Source organism: Oryzisolibacter sp. LB2S (genome assembly GCF_040732315.1).
GTDB lineage: Bacteria > Pseudomonadota > Gammaproteobacteria > Burkholderiales > Burkholderiaceae_C > Alicycliphilus > Alicycliphilus soli.
Genome location: NZ_CP160388.1, coordinates 403,899 through 422,242, shown reverse-complemented (window position 1 = coordinate 422,242; position 18,344 = coordinate 403,899). Strand labels below are relative to the sequence as shown.

Here is an 18,344-nt window from a genome sequence, read left to right as displayed (position 1 = left end):
CACAAAATTCGCCTTCAGCCCCCATGCACCAAGCGCCGACAGCTATGCTTTATGAAGCACTCCGGCGCACGCCGCGGCGCGCCGCCATCTCCTCGCCCATGGCCTGCTGAGTCGTCACATCGAGCAGGGCGCGGGCCGCGGGGTAGATGCGCTCGTCCTCGTGGCGCAGGTGGTCGGCGTAGCAGTCGATGAAGCGGTCCAGGGCCGCCTCCTGCGTGGGCGCGAAGGCCGCGATGCGCGCCTCGGCCATGTCCTGCAGCGCACCGCGCGCCTGGGCCCAGCGCTCGGCCATGCGCACATGGTCCTGCTGCAGGGCGCGCACCAGCGTCGCGATCTCCGCGTCTCCCGCAGCCAGCAGCGGCGGGAAGACATGCAGCTCCTCGTCCTCGTGGTGCAGGGGCGCCGCGATGTCGAAGTAGCGCAGCACGTCGCGCGCGGCCTGGCGTGCGGAGTCGTCGCAGCCCTTGTCTCGCAGGTAGGCGCGCAGGCGCGCGAGCAGATCGAGCGAGCGGCGCACGCGGTCGTGGCAGGCGTCGAGCATCTCGAAGGGCTGGTCAAAGCCCGCGCCCGGGCTGCGCATGCCCGGCAGTGACACGCGGGTGCTCATCCTTCAGCCCAGCCGCACGGGCTGGCCCTCGCGGTTGAACGGCAGGTAGGCACCGAAGCCCCCGGTCTTGATGGCCTCGACCATGCGGCGCAGCACGGGGTCGGCATCCTCCTCGCTCGGCGGCCGGGCCGGTGTGCCCGAGAGCGCAGCGGCGAACACCAGGCGCCAGGGCTGGGCCGGGTTGTCGAACTGACGGGATTCGCTCACCAGGGCGGCGAACGAGTCCAGCTCCTCGGGCAGCTTGTCCACACACATCAGCGGCACCAGCGCCCCGCCCTCGCCGCGCGCAAAGCGCTCGCGCTGCGCGGGCGTGGCGTCCTCGGGCAGTTCGGAGCCGGCGAACACGAACAGGAGGCGCTGGCGCTCGCGCTGGCTGCGCGCGGCGCGCAGCAGGTCGTCAAAGTGGTTGATCTCGGTTGTCACGCTCATTCATTCCTCTTGCATGTGCCAGGGCTGCACGCCCCGGCCCGGCACCAGCGTGCCCAGATACTGCGCCGGCAGGGGCCGCACGCGCGCAGGCTTGCGCGAGAGCACCGTGCCCAGGCTGATGAAGCACAGCGCGCGCTCGCCGCCTTGCAGGCCAAACAGCGCGCGCAGCGCCTGCGACTGCAGGGCCTTGCCGCTCGTGAGTGCCGAGCCAAAGCCCTGCGCGGTGGCCATGAGCAGCAGATTCTGCACCGCGCAGCCGGCCGAGAAAATGCGCTCGGCCGGCGGCACGATGCCATCGCCCGAGAGCTCGTCCACCACCACCAGCAGCAGCACGGGCGCGCGAAAGGCCTTCTCGCGCGCCTGCGCCTGCTGCTCGGGCGTGGCCGCGGCGTCGCGCTCGCACAGGGCCTGGACGAAGACGTCGCCCAGGGCCGGGCGTGCGTCCTGCGGCACGAGCACAAAGCGCCAGGGCAGCAGGCAGCCATGGTCGGGCGCATGGGCCGCGGCGGCCAGGATGGACTGCAGCTGTGCTGCGTCGGGCCCGGGCGCGCCCAGGCGCTTGGGCAGGACGGTCTGGCGCGCGCGCAGCAGCGCGGCCAGCCCATCGGGCAGGACATGGGGCAGGACATGGTGACTCACATGATCGCCGGCGGGCGGCGGCTGCAAGGCGGGGGCGAGAGGTCTGTCCATCGATGCATCAATCCACGAGCACCTGCCCATCATGCTCCACATAGGGGGGATAGGGGCCGGTGCCGCTCGTCTGCGCCTTGGAGGCCGGGACAAAACCGCCGCTGTCCACGTCGAACACATGAACCTCGCCGTCCTCGATCACGAAATGCCAGCCATGGAGCGTGAGCTCGCCCTGCTCCACGCGCCGGCGCACCATGGGGTAGTCCATGAGCCGCTCGAGCTGCAGCACCACGGCGCGCTGCTCGGTGCGCCGCAGCACCTCGGCGCAGGGCTGCATGGGCAGCAGGGCGTCGCGCCCCAGGTCCAGCCAGCGCTTGAGGTTTTGCGCCTCCTCGGGCGTTTCGCCATAGAGCGCCTTGATGGCGCCGCAATGGCTGTGACCACAGACGACGATGCGCCGCACCGCCAGGCTGAGCACGGCGAACTCTATGGCCGCAGCCGTGCCATGGTGGCCGTGGGAGCCGTCGTAGGGCGGCACGAAGGCGCCGACGTTGCGCACCAGGAACAGCTCGCCCGGGCCCGCGCCGGTGAGCAGATAGGGCACGAGGCGCGAGTCGGAGCAGCCTATGAACAGCGTCGTCGGGCGCTGGCCGCGCGCCACCAGTTCCTCGAAGCGCTCGCGGTAGAGCGGAAACGCGTCGTGGTGGAAGCTGCGCAGGCGCGCGAGCAGTTCGTCCTCGGGCATGGGCGCCTACTGCACGAGGGGGCTGTCCGCGGCGTCGAGCTCCACGCCCTCGACCTGCGCCCGGCCCGCGAGCAGCTGCAGGTATTGGCGCAGCGCGTTGACCCAGGCCTGCTGGCGCAGCAGCAGCGCGATGCTGGCGCGCACGTCGTCGTAGGCCGTGGGCTGCGCGGCCTTGCGGCCGCAGACCTGCACCACATGCAGGCCGAAGCGGCTGTGCACCAGGCGCGCGAGCACGCCGACCTCCTGCGAGCCGAAGACCTCGCGCGCGAACTCGGGCGCGCAGTCCTCGGGCGTGAGCCAGCCCAGGTCGCCACCCTCGGCACCGCTGGGGCAGTTGGACCATTGGCGCGCGGCATCGGCAAAGGCCGGGCCGCCGTCGTCGGCGCAGCGCAGCTCGAGCAGCAGGGCCTCGGCGCGCTGGCGCAGCTGGCCCACGTCGACACCCGGGGTGACGGCGAACAGCACATGGCGCAGGTGCGCGCGCTCGCCCTGGCCGCCAAAGGCCGGGTGGGCCGCGTGGTAGCGGCGGCAGGCCTCGTCGGAGGGCTCGGGCACCTGCAGGGCCTGCTCGAGCAGCGCCTCGATGGCGCGCGTGGCGGCCTCGCTCGTGGCTCCATCGAGGCCCGGCGCGTCGTCCGCGGCCAGCAGGCCCTCCTGCTGCGCCTGCTGGCGCAGCAGTTCGGTGCAGGCGCGCTGGCGCAGCAGCTCGGCGGGCAGCTGTTCGCCGCTCGCGTGCAGGGCGACGCCGTTGATGCGCGCGATGGTTTGATCCACCGCGGCCGCGGCAGTGCCGCCGCAGCCGCAGGCATGGGATCCACAGGAGGAACTGGTCATGGTGGTTTCCTCAAAAAATTGGCCTCTAGCCCTTGCGCAACAAGGGCAAGAAGCTATTGTTTTCAGAGTGTGCGACGCGGCTGGTTCTGCCCCGCGGGCAGGTTGAGACGCCGCGCGCGCACGAGCTGGTAGGGGCGCAGCACATAGGCCAGCGTGCCGAAGCCGCTCCAGATGTGCACGAGGCGCGTGAACGGGAAGATCAGGAACACCGTCATGCCCAGGAACAGGTGGGCCTTGAAGATCCAGCCCGTGCCCACCAGCATCTCGACGGCGCCGCCGCGGAAGGTGACGATGCGCTGGCCCCATTCGGCCAGGCGCATCATGACCGAGCCGTCCAGGTGCTGGGCCGACAGCGGAATGGTCGCCAGGCCCAGCGCGAGCTGCACCCAGAAGATCCACAGGAGCGCGATGTCGCTGGTCTTGCTCGTGGCGCGGATGCGCGGATCCGTGAGGCGCCGGTGCAGCAGCAGCGTGACGCCGATGAAGGCCAGCACGCCGGCCACGCCGCCCGAGACCATGGCAAGCACCTGCTTCTGCCCGGCCGTGATGAAGGACTCGTACAGCACATGGGGCGTGAGCATGCCCACGAAATGGCCGAAGAACAGGAACAGCACGCCGATGTGGAACAGGTTGCTCGCCCAGCGCAGGCTGCCGGTGCGCAAGAGCTGCGAGGAATCGCTCTTCCACGTGTACTGGTCGCGGTCGAAGCGTATCCAGCTGCCCAGGAAGAACACGGCCAGACAGATGTAGGGGTACAGGCCGAAGAGGAAGTGGTCGATCCAGGTGGTCATGGTGCGACTCCTTGCGAGTTGTCGGGGCGTGCCTTGCGCACGAATTGCATGGGTTGGGGTTGGCCGGGGCGGTTCTGGCCGCGCGTGGCGCAGCCGTCGAAGGCCTCGGGCTCGGCCCAGGCCTCGTCCATGTCGGGCTCGGGCGTGATAGCCACGGACTGGGCCCTCTCGCCCGCGGCCTCGAGCACGGCGGCGACCACGCTCGCGTAGGGGCTGGCCTTGGACTGCAGCGCGCTGAACAGGGCGTTGAGGATGTGCGCCATCTCGGCCAGGAATTCGCGCGCCACGGCCGGCGGCTGGGTGGAGGCGAACTCCAGCACCACGCCGAGGTGGTCGGGCAGCTCCTTGCCGTCGAGGAACAGGCCGGCGCGCTCATAGGTCTGCGTGAGGTCTATGAGGGCCGGGCCGCGCTCGCGCGAGTCGCCGTGGATATGCTCGAACAGGTGCAGCGAGGTCTGGCGCCCGCGGTCGAAGGTGTCGACATAGCGTGCCTCGGCCTCGTACGGGTCCATGGCGCAGACCTGCTGCACCAGGGCCTGCAGCTCGGCCACGCGGGCCGCGGGCAGGACCTGCTCGGTGCGCAGCGCATCGATCAGCGAGGGCATCTGCGCGCGCAGCTCGGCACCGGGATAGGCCAGCAGGCGCGCCAGGGCCCGCAGCGTCAGGCGCATGGATTCGGGTGTCTTCTTGAACATCTGCGTGCCTCCTCAGACCACGGCCTTGATGGGGATGGTGCGCGGCTTCTTGCTGCCGAAGATGCTGATCTCGGTCGCGCCGTCGGAGCAGCCGTTGCCGAACGAGAAGCCGCAGCCGCCGCGCACGTCGAAGGCGTTCTCGGCGTATTCGCGGTGCGTGGAGGGGATGACGAAGCGGTCCTCGTAGTTGGCAATCGCCATGACCTGGTACATGTCCTGCACGTCGTGCTGTGTCAGGCCGACCTGCTTGAGCACGTCCATGTTCTGCACCTTGTCCACATGCACGCCGCGCTGGTAGGCGCGCATGGCCAGCATGCGCTCGAGCGCGCGCACCACCGGGCCGGTGTCGCCGGCCGTGAGCAGGTTGGCCAGGTACTGCACGGGAATGCGCAGCTGCGACACGTCGGGGATCTGGCCGTTGACGCCCAGGTGGCCGGCGTTGGCCGCCGAGGTAATCGGCGAGAGCGGCGGCACATACCAGACCATGGGCAGCGTGCGGTACTCGGGGTGCAGCGGCAGCGCGATCTTCCAGTCCACGGCCATCTTGTAGACGGGGCTGTTCTTCGCGGCCTCGAGCCAGTTGTCGGGGATGCCGTCAAGCTTGGCCTGGCGGATCACCTCGGGGTCATGCGGGTCGAGGAAGATGTCGAGCTGCGCCTGGTACAGGTCGCGGTCGCGCTCCACGCTGGCCGCCTCCTGGATGCGGTCGGCGTCGTAGAGCAGCACGCCCAGATAGCGGATGCGGCCCACGCAGGTCTCGGAGCACACCGTGGGTTGACCTGCCTCGATGCGCGGATAGCAGAAGATGCATTTCTCGGCCTTGCCGGTCTGCCAGTTGTAGTAGATCTTCTTGTACGGGCAGCCCGAGACGCACATGCGCCAGCCGCGGCACTTGTCCTGGTCGATGAGCACGATGCCGTCTTCCTCGCGCTTGTAGATCGAGCCCGAGGGGCACGATGCGACGCACGCCGGGTTCAGGCAATGCTCACACAGGCGCGGCAGGTACATCATGAAGGTGTTCTCGAACTGGCCGTACATGTCCTTCTGCACCTGCTCGAAGTTCACGTCGCGCGAGCGCTTCGCGAACTCGCCGCCGAGGATTTCCTCCCAGTTCGGGCCCCACTCGATCTTCTCCATGCGCTGGCCCGTGATCAGGCTGCGCGGGCGCGCCGTCGGCGGCGACTTCATCTCGGGCGCCGACTGCAGGTGGTCGTAGTCGAAGGTGAAGGGCTCGTAGTAGTCGTCGATCTGCGGCAGGTTGGGGTTGGCGAAGATGCGCATGAGCAGCTTCCACTTGCCGCCCTGGCGCGGGACGATGGAGCCGTCGGCCTGGCGCACCCAGCCGCCGTTCCACTTGTCCTGGTTCTCCCATTCCTTGGGGTAGCCGATGCCGGGTTTGGTCTCGACGTTGTTGAACCAGGCGTATTCCATGCCGGGGCGGCTGGTCCAGACGTTCTTGCAGGTGACGGAACAGGTGTGGCAGCCGATGCACTTGTCCAGGTTCAGCACCATGCCGATTTGTGCGCGTATTTTCATCGTGGTTCTCCTTCGTTCTTACGCATGGGTGCTGGCCGTGGTGCTGCCCGCCACCTCATCGAGCCAATCCACGCGACGCATCTTGCGCACCAGCACGAACTCGTCGCGGTTGGTGCCAATCGTCCCGTAGTAGTTGAAGCCGTAGCTGTACTGGGCGTAGCCGCCGATCATGTGCGTGGGCTTCAAGACCACGCGCGTGACCGAGTTGTGGATGCCGCCGCGCGTGCCCGTGGTCTCCGCGCCGGGCATGTTGATGGTCTTCTCCTGCGCGTGGTACTTGAGCACCATGCCGGGCTTGACGCGCTGGCTGACCACCGCGCGTGCGGCGATCGCGCCGTTGGCGTTGAAGATCTCCACCCAGTCGTTGTCCACGATGCCGCCGCGCTTGGCGTCCTCCTCGCTGATCCAGATCACCGGGCCGCCGCGGTTGAGCGTGAGCATGTGCAGGTTGTCGCTGTACGTGCTGTGTATGCCCCATTTCTGGTGCGGCGTGATGAAGTTCAGCGCCAGCTCCGGGTTGCCATTGGGCTTCTTGCCCTCGACCTCATGCAGGGCCTTGAGGTTGACGGGTGGGCGGTAGGCGCAGAAGCCCTCGCCGAAGTCGCGCATCCAGGGGTGGTCCTGGTAGAACTGCTGGCGGCCCGTGAGCGTGCGCCATGGGATCAGCTCGTGCACATTGGTGTAGCCGGCGTTGTAGCTGACCTTCTCGCTCTCAAGCCCCGACCAGGTGGGCGAGGAGATGATCTTGCGCGGCTGCGCCTGGATGTCGCGGAAGCGGATCTTCTCGTCCTCACGGTGCAGCGCCAGGTGCACATGGTCGCGCCCGGTCTGCTTGGACAGCGCCTCCCAGGCCTTGCAGGCCACATGGCCGTTGGTCTCGGGCGCGAGCATCATCACGGTCTCGGTGGCGTCGATGTCGGTCACTATCCTCGGGCGGCCCTGGGTCGCGCCCTCCTCGCGCACGCGGCCGTTCAGGTCGCCGAGCTGCTCGACCTCGGTCTGGGTGTTCCAGGCGATGCCCTTGCCGCCGTTGCCGATGCGGTCCATCAAGGGCCCCAGCGATGTGAAGCGCGCGTAGGTGTTCGGGTAGTCGCGCTCGACCACGGTGATCTGCGGCGCGGTGACGCCGGGGATCAGGTCACACTCGCCCGTCTTCCATTCCTTGACGCCATAGGGCTGGGCGAGCTCGCCCGCGGTGTCGTGCATGATGGGCGTGAGCACCACCTCCTTCTCGACACCCAGGTGGCCGACGCAGACCTCGCTGAAGGCCTTGGCAAAGCCCTTGTAGATCTCCCAGTCACTCCTGGCCTCCCAGGCCGGGTCCACGGCCGCCGACAGCGGGTGGATGAAGGGGTGCATGTCGCTGGTGTTGAGGTCGTTCTTCTCGTACCAGGTGGCCGTGGGCAGCACGATGTCGGAGTACAGACAGGTCGTGCTCATGCGGAAGTCCAGCGTCACCAGCAGATCGAGCTTGCCCTCGGGCGCGCTGGCATGCCACTTCACCTCCAGGGGTTTGGCCTCGTCCTGCCCCAGGTCCTTGCCCTGCACGCCGTTCTGCGTGCCCAGCAGGTGCTTCAAGAAGTACTCATGCCCCTTGCCCGAGCTGCCCAGCAGGTTGGAGCGCCACACGAACATGTTGCGCGGCCAGTTCAGCGGGTTGTCCGGGTCCTCGCAGCTCATGGTGAGCGAGCCGTTCTTGAGCGCCTGCACCACATAGTCCTTGGGGTCCAGCCCCTGGGCCTGTGCGTCCTTGACCAGCTGCAGCGGATTGGCCTGCAGCTGCGGCGCGCTCGGCAGCCAGCCCATGCGCTCGGAGCGCACGTTGAAGTCGATCATCGAGCCCTGGTAGGCGGACCGGTCGGCCAGCGGCGAGAGCACCTCGTCCACGCCGAGCTTCTCGTAGCGCCACTGGTCGGTGTGGGCGTAAAAGAAGCTCGTGGAGTTCTGCTGGCGCGGCGGGCGTATCCAGTCGAGTGCGAAGGCCAGCGCCGTCCAGCCGGTCTGCGGGCGCAGCTTCTCCTGGCCCACGTAGTGCGACCAGCCACCGCCCGACTGGCCTATGCAGCCGCACATCATCAGCATGTTGATGATGCCGCGGTAGTTCATGTCGCAGTGGTACCAGTGGTTCATGGCCGCGCCGATGATGACCATGGAGCGGCCCTGGGTCTTGTCGGCGTTGTCGGCAAACTGGCGCGCCACGGTGATCACCTGATCGCGCGGAACGCCGGTGATCTTCTCCTGCCAGGCGGGGGTGTAGGGCTGGTTGGCGTCGTAGCCGCCATCCTGTCCCTCGCCTTCCAGGCCGCGCAGCACGCCGTAGTTGGCCACCTGCAGGTCGAACACCGTGGCCACGGCCACGCGGCCGCTGACGCCCTCGCCGTTCAGATCGAGGTAGGTCACGGGCACACGGCGCACGACGACATCGCCGCCCTGGTCGTTGGCGTCGAAGTTGGGCGTCTCTATGCCGCCGAAGTACGGGAAGGCGACGTCGGTCACCTCATGGGCCTGGGCGCCGTCCTCGAGCACCGAGAGCTTGAGCCTGACGGTGTTGCCGTCGCGCGCGTCCTTGTCCTCGAGGTTCCACAGGCCCTGGTCGTCGCGCCCCTCCTTGCCCCAGCGAAAGCCGATCGACCCATTGGGCAGTGCCACCTTGCCGTCCACGTCATAGGCCACGGTCTTCCAGTCCGGGTGGTTGGTCTGGCCGAGCTTGTCCGCGAAGTCGCTCGCGCGCACATAGCGGCCGGGCACCTTGACGGTGCGGCCGTCGGGCAGCCGCTTGTCCTCGAGCACGACGAGCAGCGGCAGGTCGGTATAGCGGCGCGCGTAGTCGTCGAAGTAGGCGCTGCGCCCCTTGCCGCCATCCTTGAAGTAGAACTCCTTGAGGATCACATGGCCCATGGCCATGGCCACGGCCGCGTCCGTGCCCTGCTTGGGGTGCAGCCACAGGTCGGCCAGCTTGGCGACCTCGGAATAGTCGGGCGTGACAGAGACGATTTTTGCGCCCTTGTAGCGCACCTCGGTGAAGAAGTGGGCGTCGGGCGTGCGCGTCTGCGGCACGTTGGAGCCCCAGGCGATGATGAAGTTGCTGTTGTACCAGTCGGCCGACTCGGGCACGTCGGTCTGCTCGCCCCAGACCTGCGGGCTGGACGGCGGCAGGTCGCAGTACCAGTCGTAGAAGCTCATGGGCACACCGCCGATGAGATTCAGGTAGCGGCTGCCCGCGGCGTAGGAGATCATGGACATGGCCGGGATCGGCGAGAAGCCCATGATGCGGTCCGGCCCGTACTGCTTGATGGTGTAGACATTGGCCGCGGCGATCATCTGGTTGACCTCGTCCCAGCTCGAGCGCACAAAGCCGCCGAGACCGCGTTGCTGCTGCCATTCGCGGCGCGCGGCCTCGTTCTGCACCATGTTCGCCCAGGCCTCGACGGGGTTCTTGGCCACGGCCAGGGCCGCGCGCCAGTGCTTCAGAAGTCGCCCGCGCACGAGCGGGTACTTCACGCGGTTGGCGCTGTACAGGTACCAGGAGTACGAGGCGCCGCGCGCGCAGCCGCGCGGCTCGTGGTTGGGCAGGTCGGCGCGCGTGCGCGGGTAGTCGGTCTGCTGGGTTTCCCAGGTGACGATGCCGCCCTTGACGTAGATCTTCCACGAGCACGAGCCCGTGCAGTTCACGCCATGGGTGGAGCGCACGATCTTGTCGTGCGCCCAGCGGTCGCGGTAGGCGTCCTCCCAGGTGCGGTCTTCACCGTTGGTCTGGCCATGGCCATTCGAGAATTCCTCGCGCGGCTGCGCGAAGTACGAGAGACGGTCGAGAAAATGGCTCATCGTGGGACTCCTTGGAAATCGTTGCAGTCGTTGTAGTAATGCGGCTCAGCAGGGCATCTCGGCGTTCTTGCGCGCGTAGTACCACCAGGTGATGGCCACGCACAGCAGATAGAAGACGATGAACATCCACAGCGCGAACTCGGGGCCGCCCGTGGCGGCGATCGAGCTGCCGTAGCTCTTGGGAATGAAGAAGCCGCCATATGCGCCAAGCGCGCCGGCAAAGCCCACGGCGGCCGCGCCCTCGGTGTTGCCGTCCTTGATGGCCTGGGCCTGGGCGGCCTCGTCGTTGCCGCGCAGGGCACTCAGTTTCTGGTTCAGAAAGATCACGGGGATCATGCGGAAGGTCGAGCCGTTGCCAATGCCCGTGGTGCAGAACAGCACCAGGAACATCAGGAAGAAGCCCGTGAAGCTGCCCTCGGCCGGCCCGAACGGCAGCGAATACGGGCTCAGGCCCTTGGGCAGGAAGTACAGCACGCCGAACACGGCCAGCACCATGACGATGAAGTTCCAGAAGGTGACCACACCGCCGCCCACCTTGTCCGACAGCCAGCCGCCAAACGGGCGGATCACGGCGCCCAGCAGCGGCCCCATCCAGGCATAGGCCAGCGGGTTGACGGACGGGAACAGCGCCTTCATGAGCAGCGGAAAGCCCGCGGCAAAGCCGATGAAGGAGCCGAACGTGCCCAGGTACAGCACGCACATGATCCAGTTGTGCTTGGCGCGGAAGATCGCCGCCTGGGCCGCGAAGCTGGCCTTGGCATCGGCGATGTCGTGCATGCCGAACCAGGCGGCGAGCGAGACGATGGCGATCCACGGCACCCAGATGAAGGCCGCGTTCTGCGCCCAGACATGCTGGGGCTCGCCGTTGCGGATCATGACCTGTGCCTCGCCGCCGAAGATGCCGAAGATGCCCAGAGTGATGACCAGCGGGCTCAGGAACTGCACCACGGACACGCCCAGGTTGCCCAGGCCCGCGTTCACGCCCAGCGCCGAGCCCTTGCGCTCCTTGGGGAAGAAGAAGCTGATGTTGGCCATGCTGGAGCTGAAGTTGCCGCCGCCGAGGCCGCACAGCAGCGCCAGGATCAGCATGGTCGGGTAGCTGGTGGTGTTGTCCTGCACCGCAAAGCCTATGCCCAGCGCCGGTATCAGCAGCGACGCGGTGGACAGCGCCGTCCAGCGCCGGCCACCGAACACCGGCACCATGAAGGAGTAGAAGATGCGCAGCGTCGCGCCCGAGAGCGCGGGCGCCGCGGCCAGCCAGAACAGCTGGTTGGTCGAGTACTTGAAGCCCAGCGCCGGCAGGTTCACGGCGACCACGCTCCAGACCTGCCAGATGGCAAAGGCCAGGAACAGCGCGGGCACCGAGATCCACAGGTTGAGCTTGGCGATGGCCTCGCCCTCGCGCTCCCAGAAGGCCTTGTCCTCGGGCGTCCAGATGTGCAGCATGCGGCCCGTGCGGCCACTGTTCTGGGTTACAGCATTGCTCGCCATGATGGGATTCCGATCGTGATGAAGTGGCGGGAATCAGCGCTGGGCGGGTGCGGCATTGGCACCGGTCAGCAGGTCGGTGCGGCGCACCTCGGTCCAGTACATCCAGATGAGGGACACCCAGACCACGCCATACATGAGCATGAAGGCGCTCGAGCGTATGCCCGTCCAGTCCATGAGCGCACCGAACATGATGGGCAGGATGAAGCCACCCAGGCCGCCGGCAAGACCCACGATGCCGCTGATGGTGCCGATGTTTCCGGAGTAGTCGTCGCTGATGTACTTGAACACGCTGGCCTTGCCGAAGGCCCAGGCCACGCCCAGCACGGCCAGCAGCGCGGTGAACATGTAGACATTCAGGCCGAGGTGGAAGGTCTTGGGGCCGTCCACGGTCAGGATGGTGAAGTCCGTCTGCGGATAGGACAGCAGGAACAGGCAGATCCAGCTCACCCACATCACCCACCAGGTGACGCTGTGCGCGCCGTACTTGTCGGAGAGCACGCCGCCGATGGCGCGCAGCACGCCGCCGGGCAGCGAGAAGCAGGCCGCGAGCAGCGCCGCCACGCGGATGTCCAGGCCGTACTCACCCACGTAGTACTGCACCATCCACAGCGCCAGCGCCACATAGCCGCCGAACACGATGCTGTAGTACTGGCAGTACTTGAGCACCTTGGGATCCTTGAGCGCCTTGAGCTGGTCGGTGAACTTCACGTTGCTCGGCACCAGGTGCGCGGGGTCGCTGTGGCTGAACAGCCAGAACAGCACCAGCGTGCCCAGCATGATGGCCGCGTACACCTGGGGCACGGCCTGCCAGCCGAAGGCCACGAGGATGACGGGCGCCACGAACTTGTTCACCGCCGCGCCCGAGTTGCCCGCGCCGTACACGCCCATGGCCGTGCCCTGGCGGTTCTTGGGGAACCAGCGCGCGACATAGGGCGTGCCGACCGAGAACGAGCCGCCGGCAAGGCCCACGAACAGGCCGATGACGAGGAAATGCCAGTACTCGGTGGCGTAGCCCATGAGCCAGATGGCCGGCACCGTGCAGGCCATGAGCACGGCCATGACGATGCGGCCGCCGTACTTGTCGGTCCAGATGCCCAGCGGCACGCGTACCAGCGAGCCCGTGAGCACGGGCATGGCCGTGAGCAGGCCGAACTGCGTGGCGTTGAGGTCCAGCATCTTCTTGATCGGGATGCCGATGATGCCGAACATCATCCAGACCATGAAACAGACGGTGAAGGCCAGGGTGCTGACGATGAGCACCGACCAGGCCTGGCGATTGCGGCGGGAGTCGTTGGCCGCAGGTTGCGACGCGGTTGCCATGCAATAGTCCTCTCTGAGTGTTTGCATGGATGTTCGCCGAGCGCCTAGGGTTTTCCCATACCCCAGAGGGACAGATGGCCGGCTGCAGAAGAACTATGGGGCGCGGCGGCCGCCTACTCCCAAAGAACTATGGCAGCGTAGTGCCTTCAAGCCATAAACGGCTGCAGCGCTTTCCCCAAAAGCGCGAACAGCTATCAAAACAATAGTCGCAAAACTACTGCTCGGTGCGCAGCCGGTCCGACGCGTAGACCGCGGCCTGCACGCGCGAGCTCAGGCCGAGCTTGCGCAGGATGTGCTGCACATGGATCTTCACCGTGGTCTCGGCGATGTCCAGGCGGCGCGCGATCTCCTTGTTGCTCGCGCCCTGGGCGATCTCGCGCAGCACCTCCTCCTCGCGCGGCGACAGCTGCGGCCCGGGTTGCGCCGCCTCGGGTTCCGGCTCGGGCTCAGGCTCGGGCGCGCCCTGGGACTGGAAGGCCGCGACCAGCTTGCCCATCATCTCGGGGCTGACCACGGGCTCGCCGCGCGCGGCGCGGCGCACGGCCTCGGCCAGCAGGTCGCCGTCGATGGTCTTGAGCAGATAGCCCTGCGCTCCATGGCGCAGCGCGGTGGCCAGATCCGCGCCGTCCTCGCTCACGGTGAGCATGACCACGCGACTGTCGGGCGAGGCCTCGCGCAGGCCGGCGATGGCATCGACGCCGCGCACGCCGGGCAGGTGGTTGTCGAGCAGGATCACGTCCGGGCACAGGGCCGGCAGCATGCGCAGGGCCTCGCCGGCGTCGCCCGCCTCGCCCACCACGCGCAGGTCGGCCTGCTGACTCAGCAGCGCCACCAGGCCGCGGCGCAGCAAGGTGTGGTCATCGATCAGGAACAGGGTGATGGGCGCGCTCATAGGGCCGCCATGGTAGCGCCGCCGCCCGTCGTCTCGCGTGCCGTGGGCGGCAGCTGCAGGGTCACGCAGGTGCCCTGGCCGGGCGTGGCCTCGAGCGTGAGCTCGGCGCCTATGCGCTCTGCGCGCTCGCGCATGATGCCCAGTCCCACATGCAGCGAGTCGGGCGGCACGGCCCGCGGATCGAACCCCTGGCCATCGTCGCGCACCTCGAAGCGCCATTGCGGATGGCGCTGCACATCGAGCCAGACCTTGCGCGCCCCTGCATGCTTGCGCACGTTGGACAGCGCCTCCTGCACGATGTGCAGCACCTGGATCTGCACGTCGGGCGCGAGCGGCAGTCCCTGGCCCTGCATCGACAGCTGCGTCGACAGCCCGCTCTGGTGCTCGAACTTCGACAGCGTCACGCGCAGCGCCTCCTCGATGTCCTCGTCCTGCGTGCGCGTGCGAAAGTGCACCAGCAGCTCGCGCACGTCCGCGTAGCACTCGCGCACGCCGGTGTCGAGTTCGGCCAGGCTCTGGTCGCGCGCGGCCACGTTGGACTTGGCGATGGCGTCGCGCAGCAGCTGGGTCTGGATCTTCAGAAACGCGAGCGACTGGGCGATGGAGTCGTGCAGCTCGCGCGCGATCAGCGCGCGCTCCTGCGCCACCGCGGCCTCGCGCTCGAGGGCGCTCGCGCGCAGGCCCTCGAGCGCGGAGGCCAGATGCTGTGCCATGGTGGAGAGCAGCTCGCGCATCTCGTCGGACGGGGTGCGCATGCCGCGGTACAGCAGCGTCACCTCGCCGAGCACGCGCTGGTGCTGGCGCACGGGCACGCTGATCACGGTCTGGTAGCCCTCCTGGCCGCAATGCGGCAGCCGGTTCGAGGGCGTGGACTGGATCGGAATCACGCGCATCTGCGCCTGCACTCCGGGCGGGGCGCAGTCGCATTCGCCGGCGTGCAGGCATTGCTCGGCCTCGACCATGGCGCGCGGCAGGCCGTCATGGGCGAGCAGCAGATAGCGCTCGTTGGCCTCGTCGGACCAGCGCACGGCGGCCGCATCGGCCCCGGCGGCCTGCCGCATCTCGCGCGCAAAGCCCTGGGCCAGGGTCTCCAGGCTGCCGGCCTCACCCGCCAGGGCGCTCACCGTATAGAGCGCCGCCAGGCGCTGATTCTGCTCCGCGATGCTGGCCGTCTTCTCGCGCACCTTGCGCTCGAGATCCTCGTGCGAGGTCTGCAGCGCATGGGCCATGAGGTTGAAGCCCGCGGCGAGCTGGCCGAACTCGTCATCCGTCTCGACCGCCAGGCGCGTGCCGAGCTCGCCGCGGCGCATGGCCGCGAGTGCCTGGCGCAGCTGGTTCACGGGGTTGAGCACCAGCCAGTAGCTCAGCACCATGAAGGCCACGGCGGCCGCGATCGTCAGGCCCACGAGGAACAGCTGGAACAGGTGCAGCCCCGCGGTCCAGCGCATGATCTGCACCTCGATGGCGCCGACGAAGTCGTCGATCTCGCTGACATAGGCATCACCGCGCGCCACGGCATCTGCGGCGCTGGGCGGCTGAGGCCCGTTCCACTGCGCGCGGATCGACTGCCATTCGCTGCGCAGGCGCTCGTAGCGCGTGCGCGTCTCCTCGCTCCAGGGCACGAACAGCGGGCGCGCCGGGTCGCCCGTGCGCAGCAGCTCAAGCCCGTCCTCGAAGCGCTGCTCCAGACGCACGAAGTCGCTGCGCGACTCGTTCTGCTGCGCCAGGATCATGCGCAGCATGTTCATGCGCAGACGCCCGGCCTCGTTGACGGCCGCGGCGCCGCCTTCGAGCTGCCATGTCACCCATAGCGTGAAGCCTATGGATGCCAGGGCCACGAGCAGAAATGCCGTGCCCATGGTCAGCAGCTTGGTCGACAGCGTGAGCTTCTTGCGCATGGCTGTCAGTGTACGCAGACGACGGCGCCGCGCGCCCGCCAGCAACAAAAACGCCTGCCGCAGCAGGCGTTTGGGTCAGCAGGTCAGCGCGAATCAGCCGCAGCTGCCGATGGCGCCGCACTGCGTGCAGTAGTCGCAGCCGTCCTTGCGGATCACGGCATGGGCGCCGCATTCGTTGCACTTCTTGCCGGCCATGGTGGGCGGCATGCCCACCTGCACCTCGGGCTCGTCGAGCGGCAGCACCTGCTGCTGCGGCTCCTGGGTGCGGCGCGCCAGAATGGTCTGGATGGCGTAGGCGATGGCCGCGACCTCGGAGTCATGCCACAGCGGCACCTGCGCGCCGTCGGCGCGGGTGAACGAGCCCAGGCGCACCGGGCCACGGTCCCAGGCCACCTTGCGCATGTCCGACAGCGCGCGCTCGAGGAAGCCGCCGCGCGCGGCCAGCGACAGCAGGCGCATGCTGGAGGTGATCCACTGCTGCGACTCGCTGCTCTGGCCCACGGGCATGAAGAACTCGACGGCGCGCTCCACCGTCTTGCCACGGCCGTCGGACACGGGCAGGAAGGAGACGATGAGGTACAGGCGCTTGAGGCCTTCCTGGGTCCAGTATTCGATCTTCTCGGCCACGGCGTCCAGGCCGCCCTTGGGCCGGCTCTCGATCACCACGCGCTGCAGGTCCACGGGCGCCGGTGCAGGCGCCGGTTCGGCCTGGGGCTTGGCCTCGGTGGCGGCGGGCACCTCGAGCACGGCGCCCAGGATGCTGTTGGGGCGGTAGGTGGCCAGGCCCTTGAGGCGCGAGTGCCAGGCCTGCATGTACAGGCCCTTGAAGTCGTCGTAGGGATAGTCCTCGGGCACGTTCACGGTCTTGGAGATGGCCGTGTCCACATAGGGCTGCACGGCCTCCATCATGGCCACATGGTCGGCGGCGGCCATGTCCATGGCGCTCACGAAGTATTCGGGCAGCTTGTTCACGTCGCCGCCCAGGGTCTTGTACAGGCGCCAGGAGTAGTCCTCGACCACGTACTCGCTCTTGCTGCCGTCGGCCTCGCGCTTCCTGCGCGTGTAGGTCCAGGAGAACGGCGGCTCGATGCCGTTGGAGGCGTTGTCGGCAAAGGCCAGGCTCACCGTGCCCGTGGGGGCGATGGACAGCAGATGGCTGTTGCGTATGCCGTGCTTCCTGATCTGCTTCTGGATGTCCTCGGGCAGGCGGCTGGCAAACGTGCCCTTGGCCAGATAGCCCTCGGCCTTGAACTTGGGGAAGGCGCCCTTTTCCTTGGCCAGCTCGACAGAGGCGCGGTAGGCGGCGTTGCGCATGCGCTCGGCGATCTGCACCGCCATGTCGCGCCCGTCCTGACGGTCGTAGCGCTTGCACAGCATGGCCAGGGTGTTGCCCATGCCCGTGAAGCCCACGCCGATGCGGCGCTTGGCGGCCGATTCGGCCTGCTGCTGGGGCAGCGGCCAGAAGGTCACATCGAGCACGTTGTCGAGCGCGCGCACCTGGGTGGCGACGGCCTTCTCGAAGGCGTCGAAGTCGAACGCCGGCTCGCCGTGCAGGCCGAAGGGGTTGCGCACGAAGCGCGTGAGGATGATGGGCCCGAGGTCGCAGCAGCCATAGGGCGGCAGCGGCTGCTCGCCGCAGGGGTTGGTGGCCTGGATGACCTCGGTGTAGCCGAGGTTGTTGTCGTTGTTGATCTGGTCCAGGAACAGGATGCCGGGCTCGGCGAAGTCGTAGGCCGACTTCATGATGGTGTCCCAGAGCTCGCGCGCGCGCACCTTACGGTACACCCACTGGCCGTCGGCGCGGCGGTAGGCGCCGGCCTTGACGAGTTCGGTGCCGGGCTCGGCCGGGTGCACCAGTTCCCACTCGCCATCCTGCTCGACGGCGCGCATGAAGGCGTCGGGCACGCCCACCGAGACGTTGAAGTTGTTCCAGCGGCCCGGCGTGCGCTTGGCGGTGATGAAGTCCAGCACGTCCGGGTGGTCTATGCGCAGCACGCCCATCTGCGCACCGCGGCGCGCGCCCGCGCTCTCCACGGTGGAGCAGGACTGGTCGAAGACGTTGATGTAGCTGCACGGGCCCGAGGCCATGGAGGCCGTGCCCTTGACGCGCGCGCCGCGCGGGCGGATGCGCGAGAAGTCATAGCCCACGCCGCCGCCGCGGCGCATGGTCTCGGCGGCCTCGCGCAGGGCCTCGTAGATGCCGGGGTAGCCGGCGTCGTCCACGCCCTGGATGCAGTCACCCACGGGTTGCACGAAGCAGTTGATCAGAGTGGCCTGGATGTCCGTGCCGGCGGCGCTCATGATGCGGCCGGCGCCGATGGCACCGGCGCGCAGGTTGTCCAGGAAGCGGGCCTGCATGGCCTCGCGGATGTCCTCGCGCTCCACCGATGCCAGCGCCCGGGCCACGCGGCGGTACAGATCCTCGACATCGCTCTCGCCAGCCTTGAAGTATTTTTCCGTCAGCACATCCAGGCTGATGGGTTGGGTGGACAGGCTGGGGGCGAGGTCGGTGATTTCACGTTGCATGAAGGGGGCTCCGAAAGGGTTCAGTCGGGCACACCGCGAATCCCCTCGCGGTGGCAATCGGCGATTCTCCCACCGGGAGCCAGGCCATGCCGTGAACCTGCATCAAGACCTTGCAGCGGCGCATG

Annotated in this window: 14 protein-coding genes; all 14 read right to left on the bottom strand. The window is 68.0% G+C overall.

The features are described 5' to 3' along the window. Window positions 1–49: 49 nt before the first annotated feature. Window positions 50–607, bottom strand: a complete 558-nt coding sequence (locus ABUE11_RS02015) for a hemerythrin domain-containing protein (RefSeq protein ID WP_367067367.1) — start codon at window positions 605–607, stop codon at window positions 50–52. Window positions 608–610: 3 nt separating this feature from the next. Then, on the bottom strand, window positions 611–1,036 hold the full coding sequence (locus ABUE11_RS02010) for a ribonucleotide reductase subunit alpha (protein WP_367067365.1): 426 nt from the start codon (window positions 1,034–1,036) through the stop codon (window positions 611–613). Next, window positions 1,037–1,726 carry a nitroreductase gene (locus ABUE11_RS02005; RefSeq protein ID WP_367067363.1) on the bottom strand — a complete coding sequence of 230 codons (690 nt, stop codon included), beginning with the start codon at window positions 1,724–1,726 and terminating at the stop codon, window positions 1,037–1,039. 7 nt (window positions 1,727–1,733) lie between these two features. Then, on the bottom strand, window positions 1,734–2,411 hold the full coding sequence (locus tag ABUE11_RS02000; protein ID WP_367067361.1) for a carbonic anhydrase: 678 nt from the start codon (window positions 2,409–2,411) through the stop codon (window positions 1,734–1,736). 6 nt (window positions 2,412–2,417) lie between these two features. Continuing rightward, window positions 2,418–3,245: a peptidylprolyl isomerase gene (locus ABUE11_RS01995; protein ID WP_367067359.1), complete on the bottom strand. Its 828-nt coding sequence runs from the start codon at window positions 3,243–3,245 to the stop codon at window positions 2,418–2,420. A 62-nt stretch (window positions 3,246–3,307) separates the two neighbouring features. Beyond that, window positions 3,308–4,036, bottom strand: coding sequence for a respiratory nitrate reductase subunit gamma (gene narI / locus ABUE11_RS01990; RefSeq protein WP_367067357.1), 729 nt, complete (start codon window positions 4,034–4,036; stop codon window positions 3,308–3,310). Then, the gene (gene narJ, locus ABUE11_RS01985; RefSeq protein ID WP_367067356.1) at window positions 4,033–4,731 is read right to left on the bottom strand and encodes a nitrate reductase molybdenum cofactor assembly chaperone; all 699 of its coding nucleotides are present in this window, start codon (window positions 4,729–4,731) and stop codon (window positions 4,033–4,035) included. Before narJ ends, narI begins: the two co-directional genes overlap by 4 nt. Window positions 4,732–4,743: 12 nt before the next feature. Continuing rightward, window positions 4,744–6,267 (bottom strand): nitrate reductase subunit beta, encoded by a 1,524-nt coding sequence (gene narH, locus ABUE11_RS01980; RefSeq protein ID WP_367067355.1) that lies wholly within the window; start codon window positions 6,265–6,267, stop codon window positions 4,744–4,746. Between the two features lie 18 nt (window positions 6,268–6,285). After that, entirely contained in the window at window positions 6,286–10,092 is a 3,807-nt protein-coding gene (locus ABUE11_RS01975) for a nitrate reductase subunit alpha (protein ID WP_367067353.1), read from the bottom strand. A gap of 45 nt (window positions 10,093–10,137) precedes the next feature. Beyond that, window positions 10,138–11,583 carry an MFS transporter gene (locus ABUE11_RS01970; RefSeq protein ID WP_367067352.1) on the bottom strand — a complete coding sequence of 482 codons (1,446 nt, stop codon included), beginning with the start codon at window positions 11,581–11,583 and terminating at the stop codon, window positions 10,138–10,140. A 33-nt stretch (window positions 11,584–11,616) separates the two neighbouring features. Next, on the bottom strand, window positions 11,617–12,903 hold the full coding sequence (locus ABUE11_RS01965) for a nitrate/nitrite transporter (protein WP_367067350.1): 1,287 nt from the start codon (window positions 12,901–12,903) through the stop codon (window positions 11,617–11,619). 214 nt (window positions 12,904–13,117) lie between these two features. Further along, window positions 13,118–13,795 (bottom strand): response regulator, encoded by a 678-nt coding sequence (locus ABUE11_RS01960; protein WP_367067349.1) that lies wholly within the window; start codon window positions 13,793–13,795, stop codon window positions 13,118–13,120. Next, on the bottom strand, window positions 13,792–15,693 hold the full coding sequence (locus tag ABUE11_RS01955) for a type IV pili methyl-accepting chemotaxis transducer N-terminal domain-containing protein (protein WP_367067348.1): 1,902 nt from the start codon (window positions 15,691–15,693) through the stop codon (window positions 13,792–13,794). Before ABUE11_RS01955 ends, ABUE11_RS01960 begins: the two co-directional genes overlap by 4 nt. 93 nt (window positions 15,694–15,786) lie before the next feature. Further along, complete coding sequence (locus ABUE11_RS01950) at window positions 15,787–18,219, bottom strand: adenosylcobalamin-dependent ribonucleoside-diphosphate reductase (protein WP_367067347.1); 2,433 nt, start codon at window positions 18,217–18,219, stop codon at window positions 15,787–15,789. Between the last annotated feature and the right edge of the window lie 125 nt (window positions 18,220–18,344).

Bases quoted from the DNA above. Each gene is read 5' to 3' on its own strand.
- ABUE11_RS01955 (WP_367067348.1), bottom strand. From the start codon at position 15,693: ATGCGCAAGAAGCTCACGCTGTCGACCAAGCTGCTGACCATGGGCACG.
- ABUE11_RS02005 (WP_367067363.1), bottom strand. From the start codon at position 1,726: ATGGACAGACCTCTCGCCCCCGCCTTGCAGCCGCCGCCCGCCGGCGAT.
- ABUE11_RS01970 (WP_367067352.1), bottom strand. From the start codon at position 11,583: ATGGCGAGCAATGCTGTAACCCAGAACAGTGGCCGCACGGGCCGCATG.
- narH (WP_367067355.1), bottom strand. From the start codon at position 6,267: ATGAAAATACGCGCACAAATCGGCATGGTGCTGAACCTGGACAAGTGC.
- narJ (WP_367067356.1), bottom strand. From the start codon at position 4,731: ATGTTCAAGAAGACACCCGAATCCATGCGCCTGACGCTGCGGGCCCTG.
- narI (WP_367067357.1), bottom strand. From the start codon at position 4,036: ATGACCACCTGGATCGACCACTTCCTCTTCGGCCTGTACCCCTACATC.
- ABUE11_RS02010 (WP_367067365.1), bottom strand. From the start codon at position 1,036: ATGAGCGTGACAACCGAGATCAACCACTTTGACGACCTGCTGCGCGCC.
- ABUE11_RS01975 (WP_367067353.1), bottom strand. From the start codon at position 10,092: ATGAGCCATTTTCTCGACCGTCTCTCGTACTTCGCGCAGCCGCGCGAG.
- ABUE11_RS01965 (WP_367067350.1), bottom strand. From the start codon at position 12,903: ATGGCAACCGCGTCGCAACCTGCGGCCAACGACTCCCGCCGCAATCGC.
- ABUE11_RS02000 (WP_367067361.1), bottom strand. From the start codon at position 2,411: ATGCCCGAGGACGAACTGCTCGCGCGCCTGCGCAGCTTCCACCACGAC.
- ABUE11_RS02015 (WP_367067367.1), bottom strand. From the start codon at position 607: ATGAGCACCCGCGTGTCACTGCCGGGCATGCGCAGCCCGGGCGCGGGC.
- ABUE11_RS01960 (WP_367067349.1), bottom strand. From the start codon at position 13,795: ATGAGCGCGCCCATCACCCTGTTCCTGATCGATGACCACACCTTGCTG.
- ABUE11_RS01995 (WP_367067359.1), bottom strand. From the start codon at position 3,245: ATGACCAGTTCCTCCTGTGGATCCCATGCCTGCGGCTGCGGCGGCACT.
- ABUE11_RS01950 (WP_367067347.1), bottom strand. From the start codon at position 18,219: ATGCAACGTGAAATCACCGACCTCGCCCCCAGCCTGTCCACCCAACCC.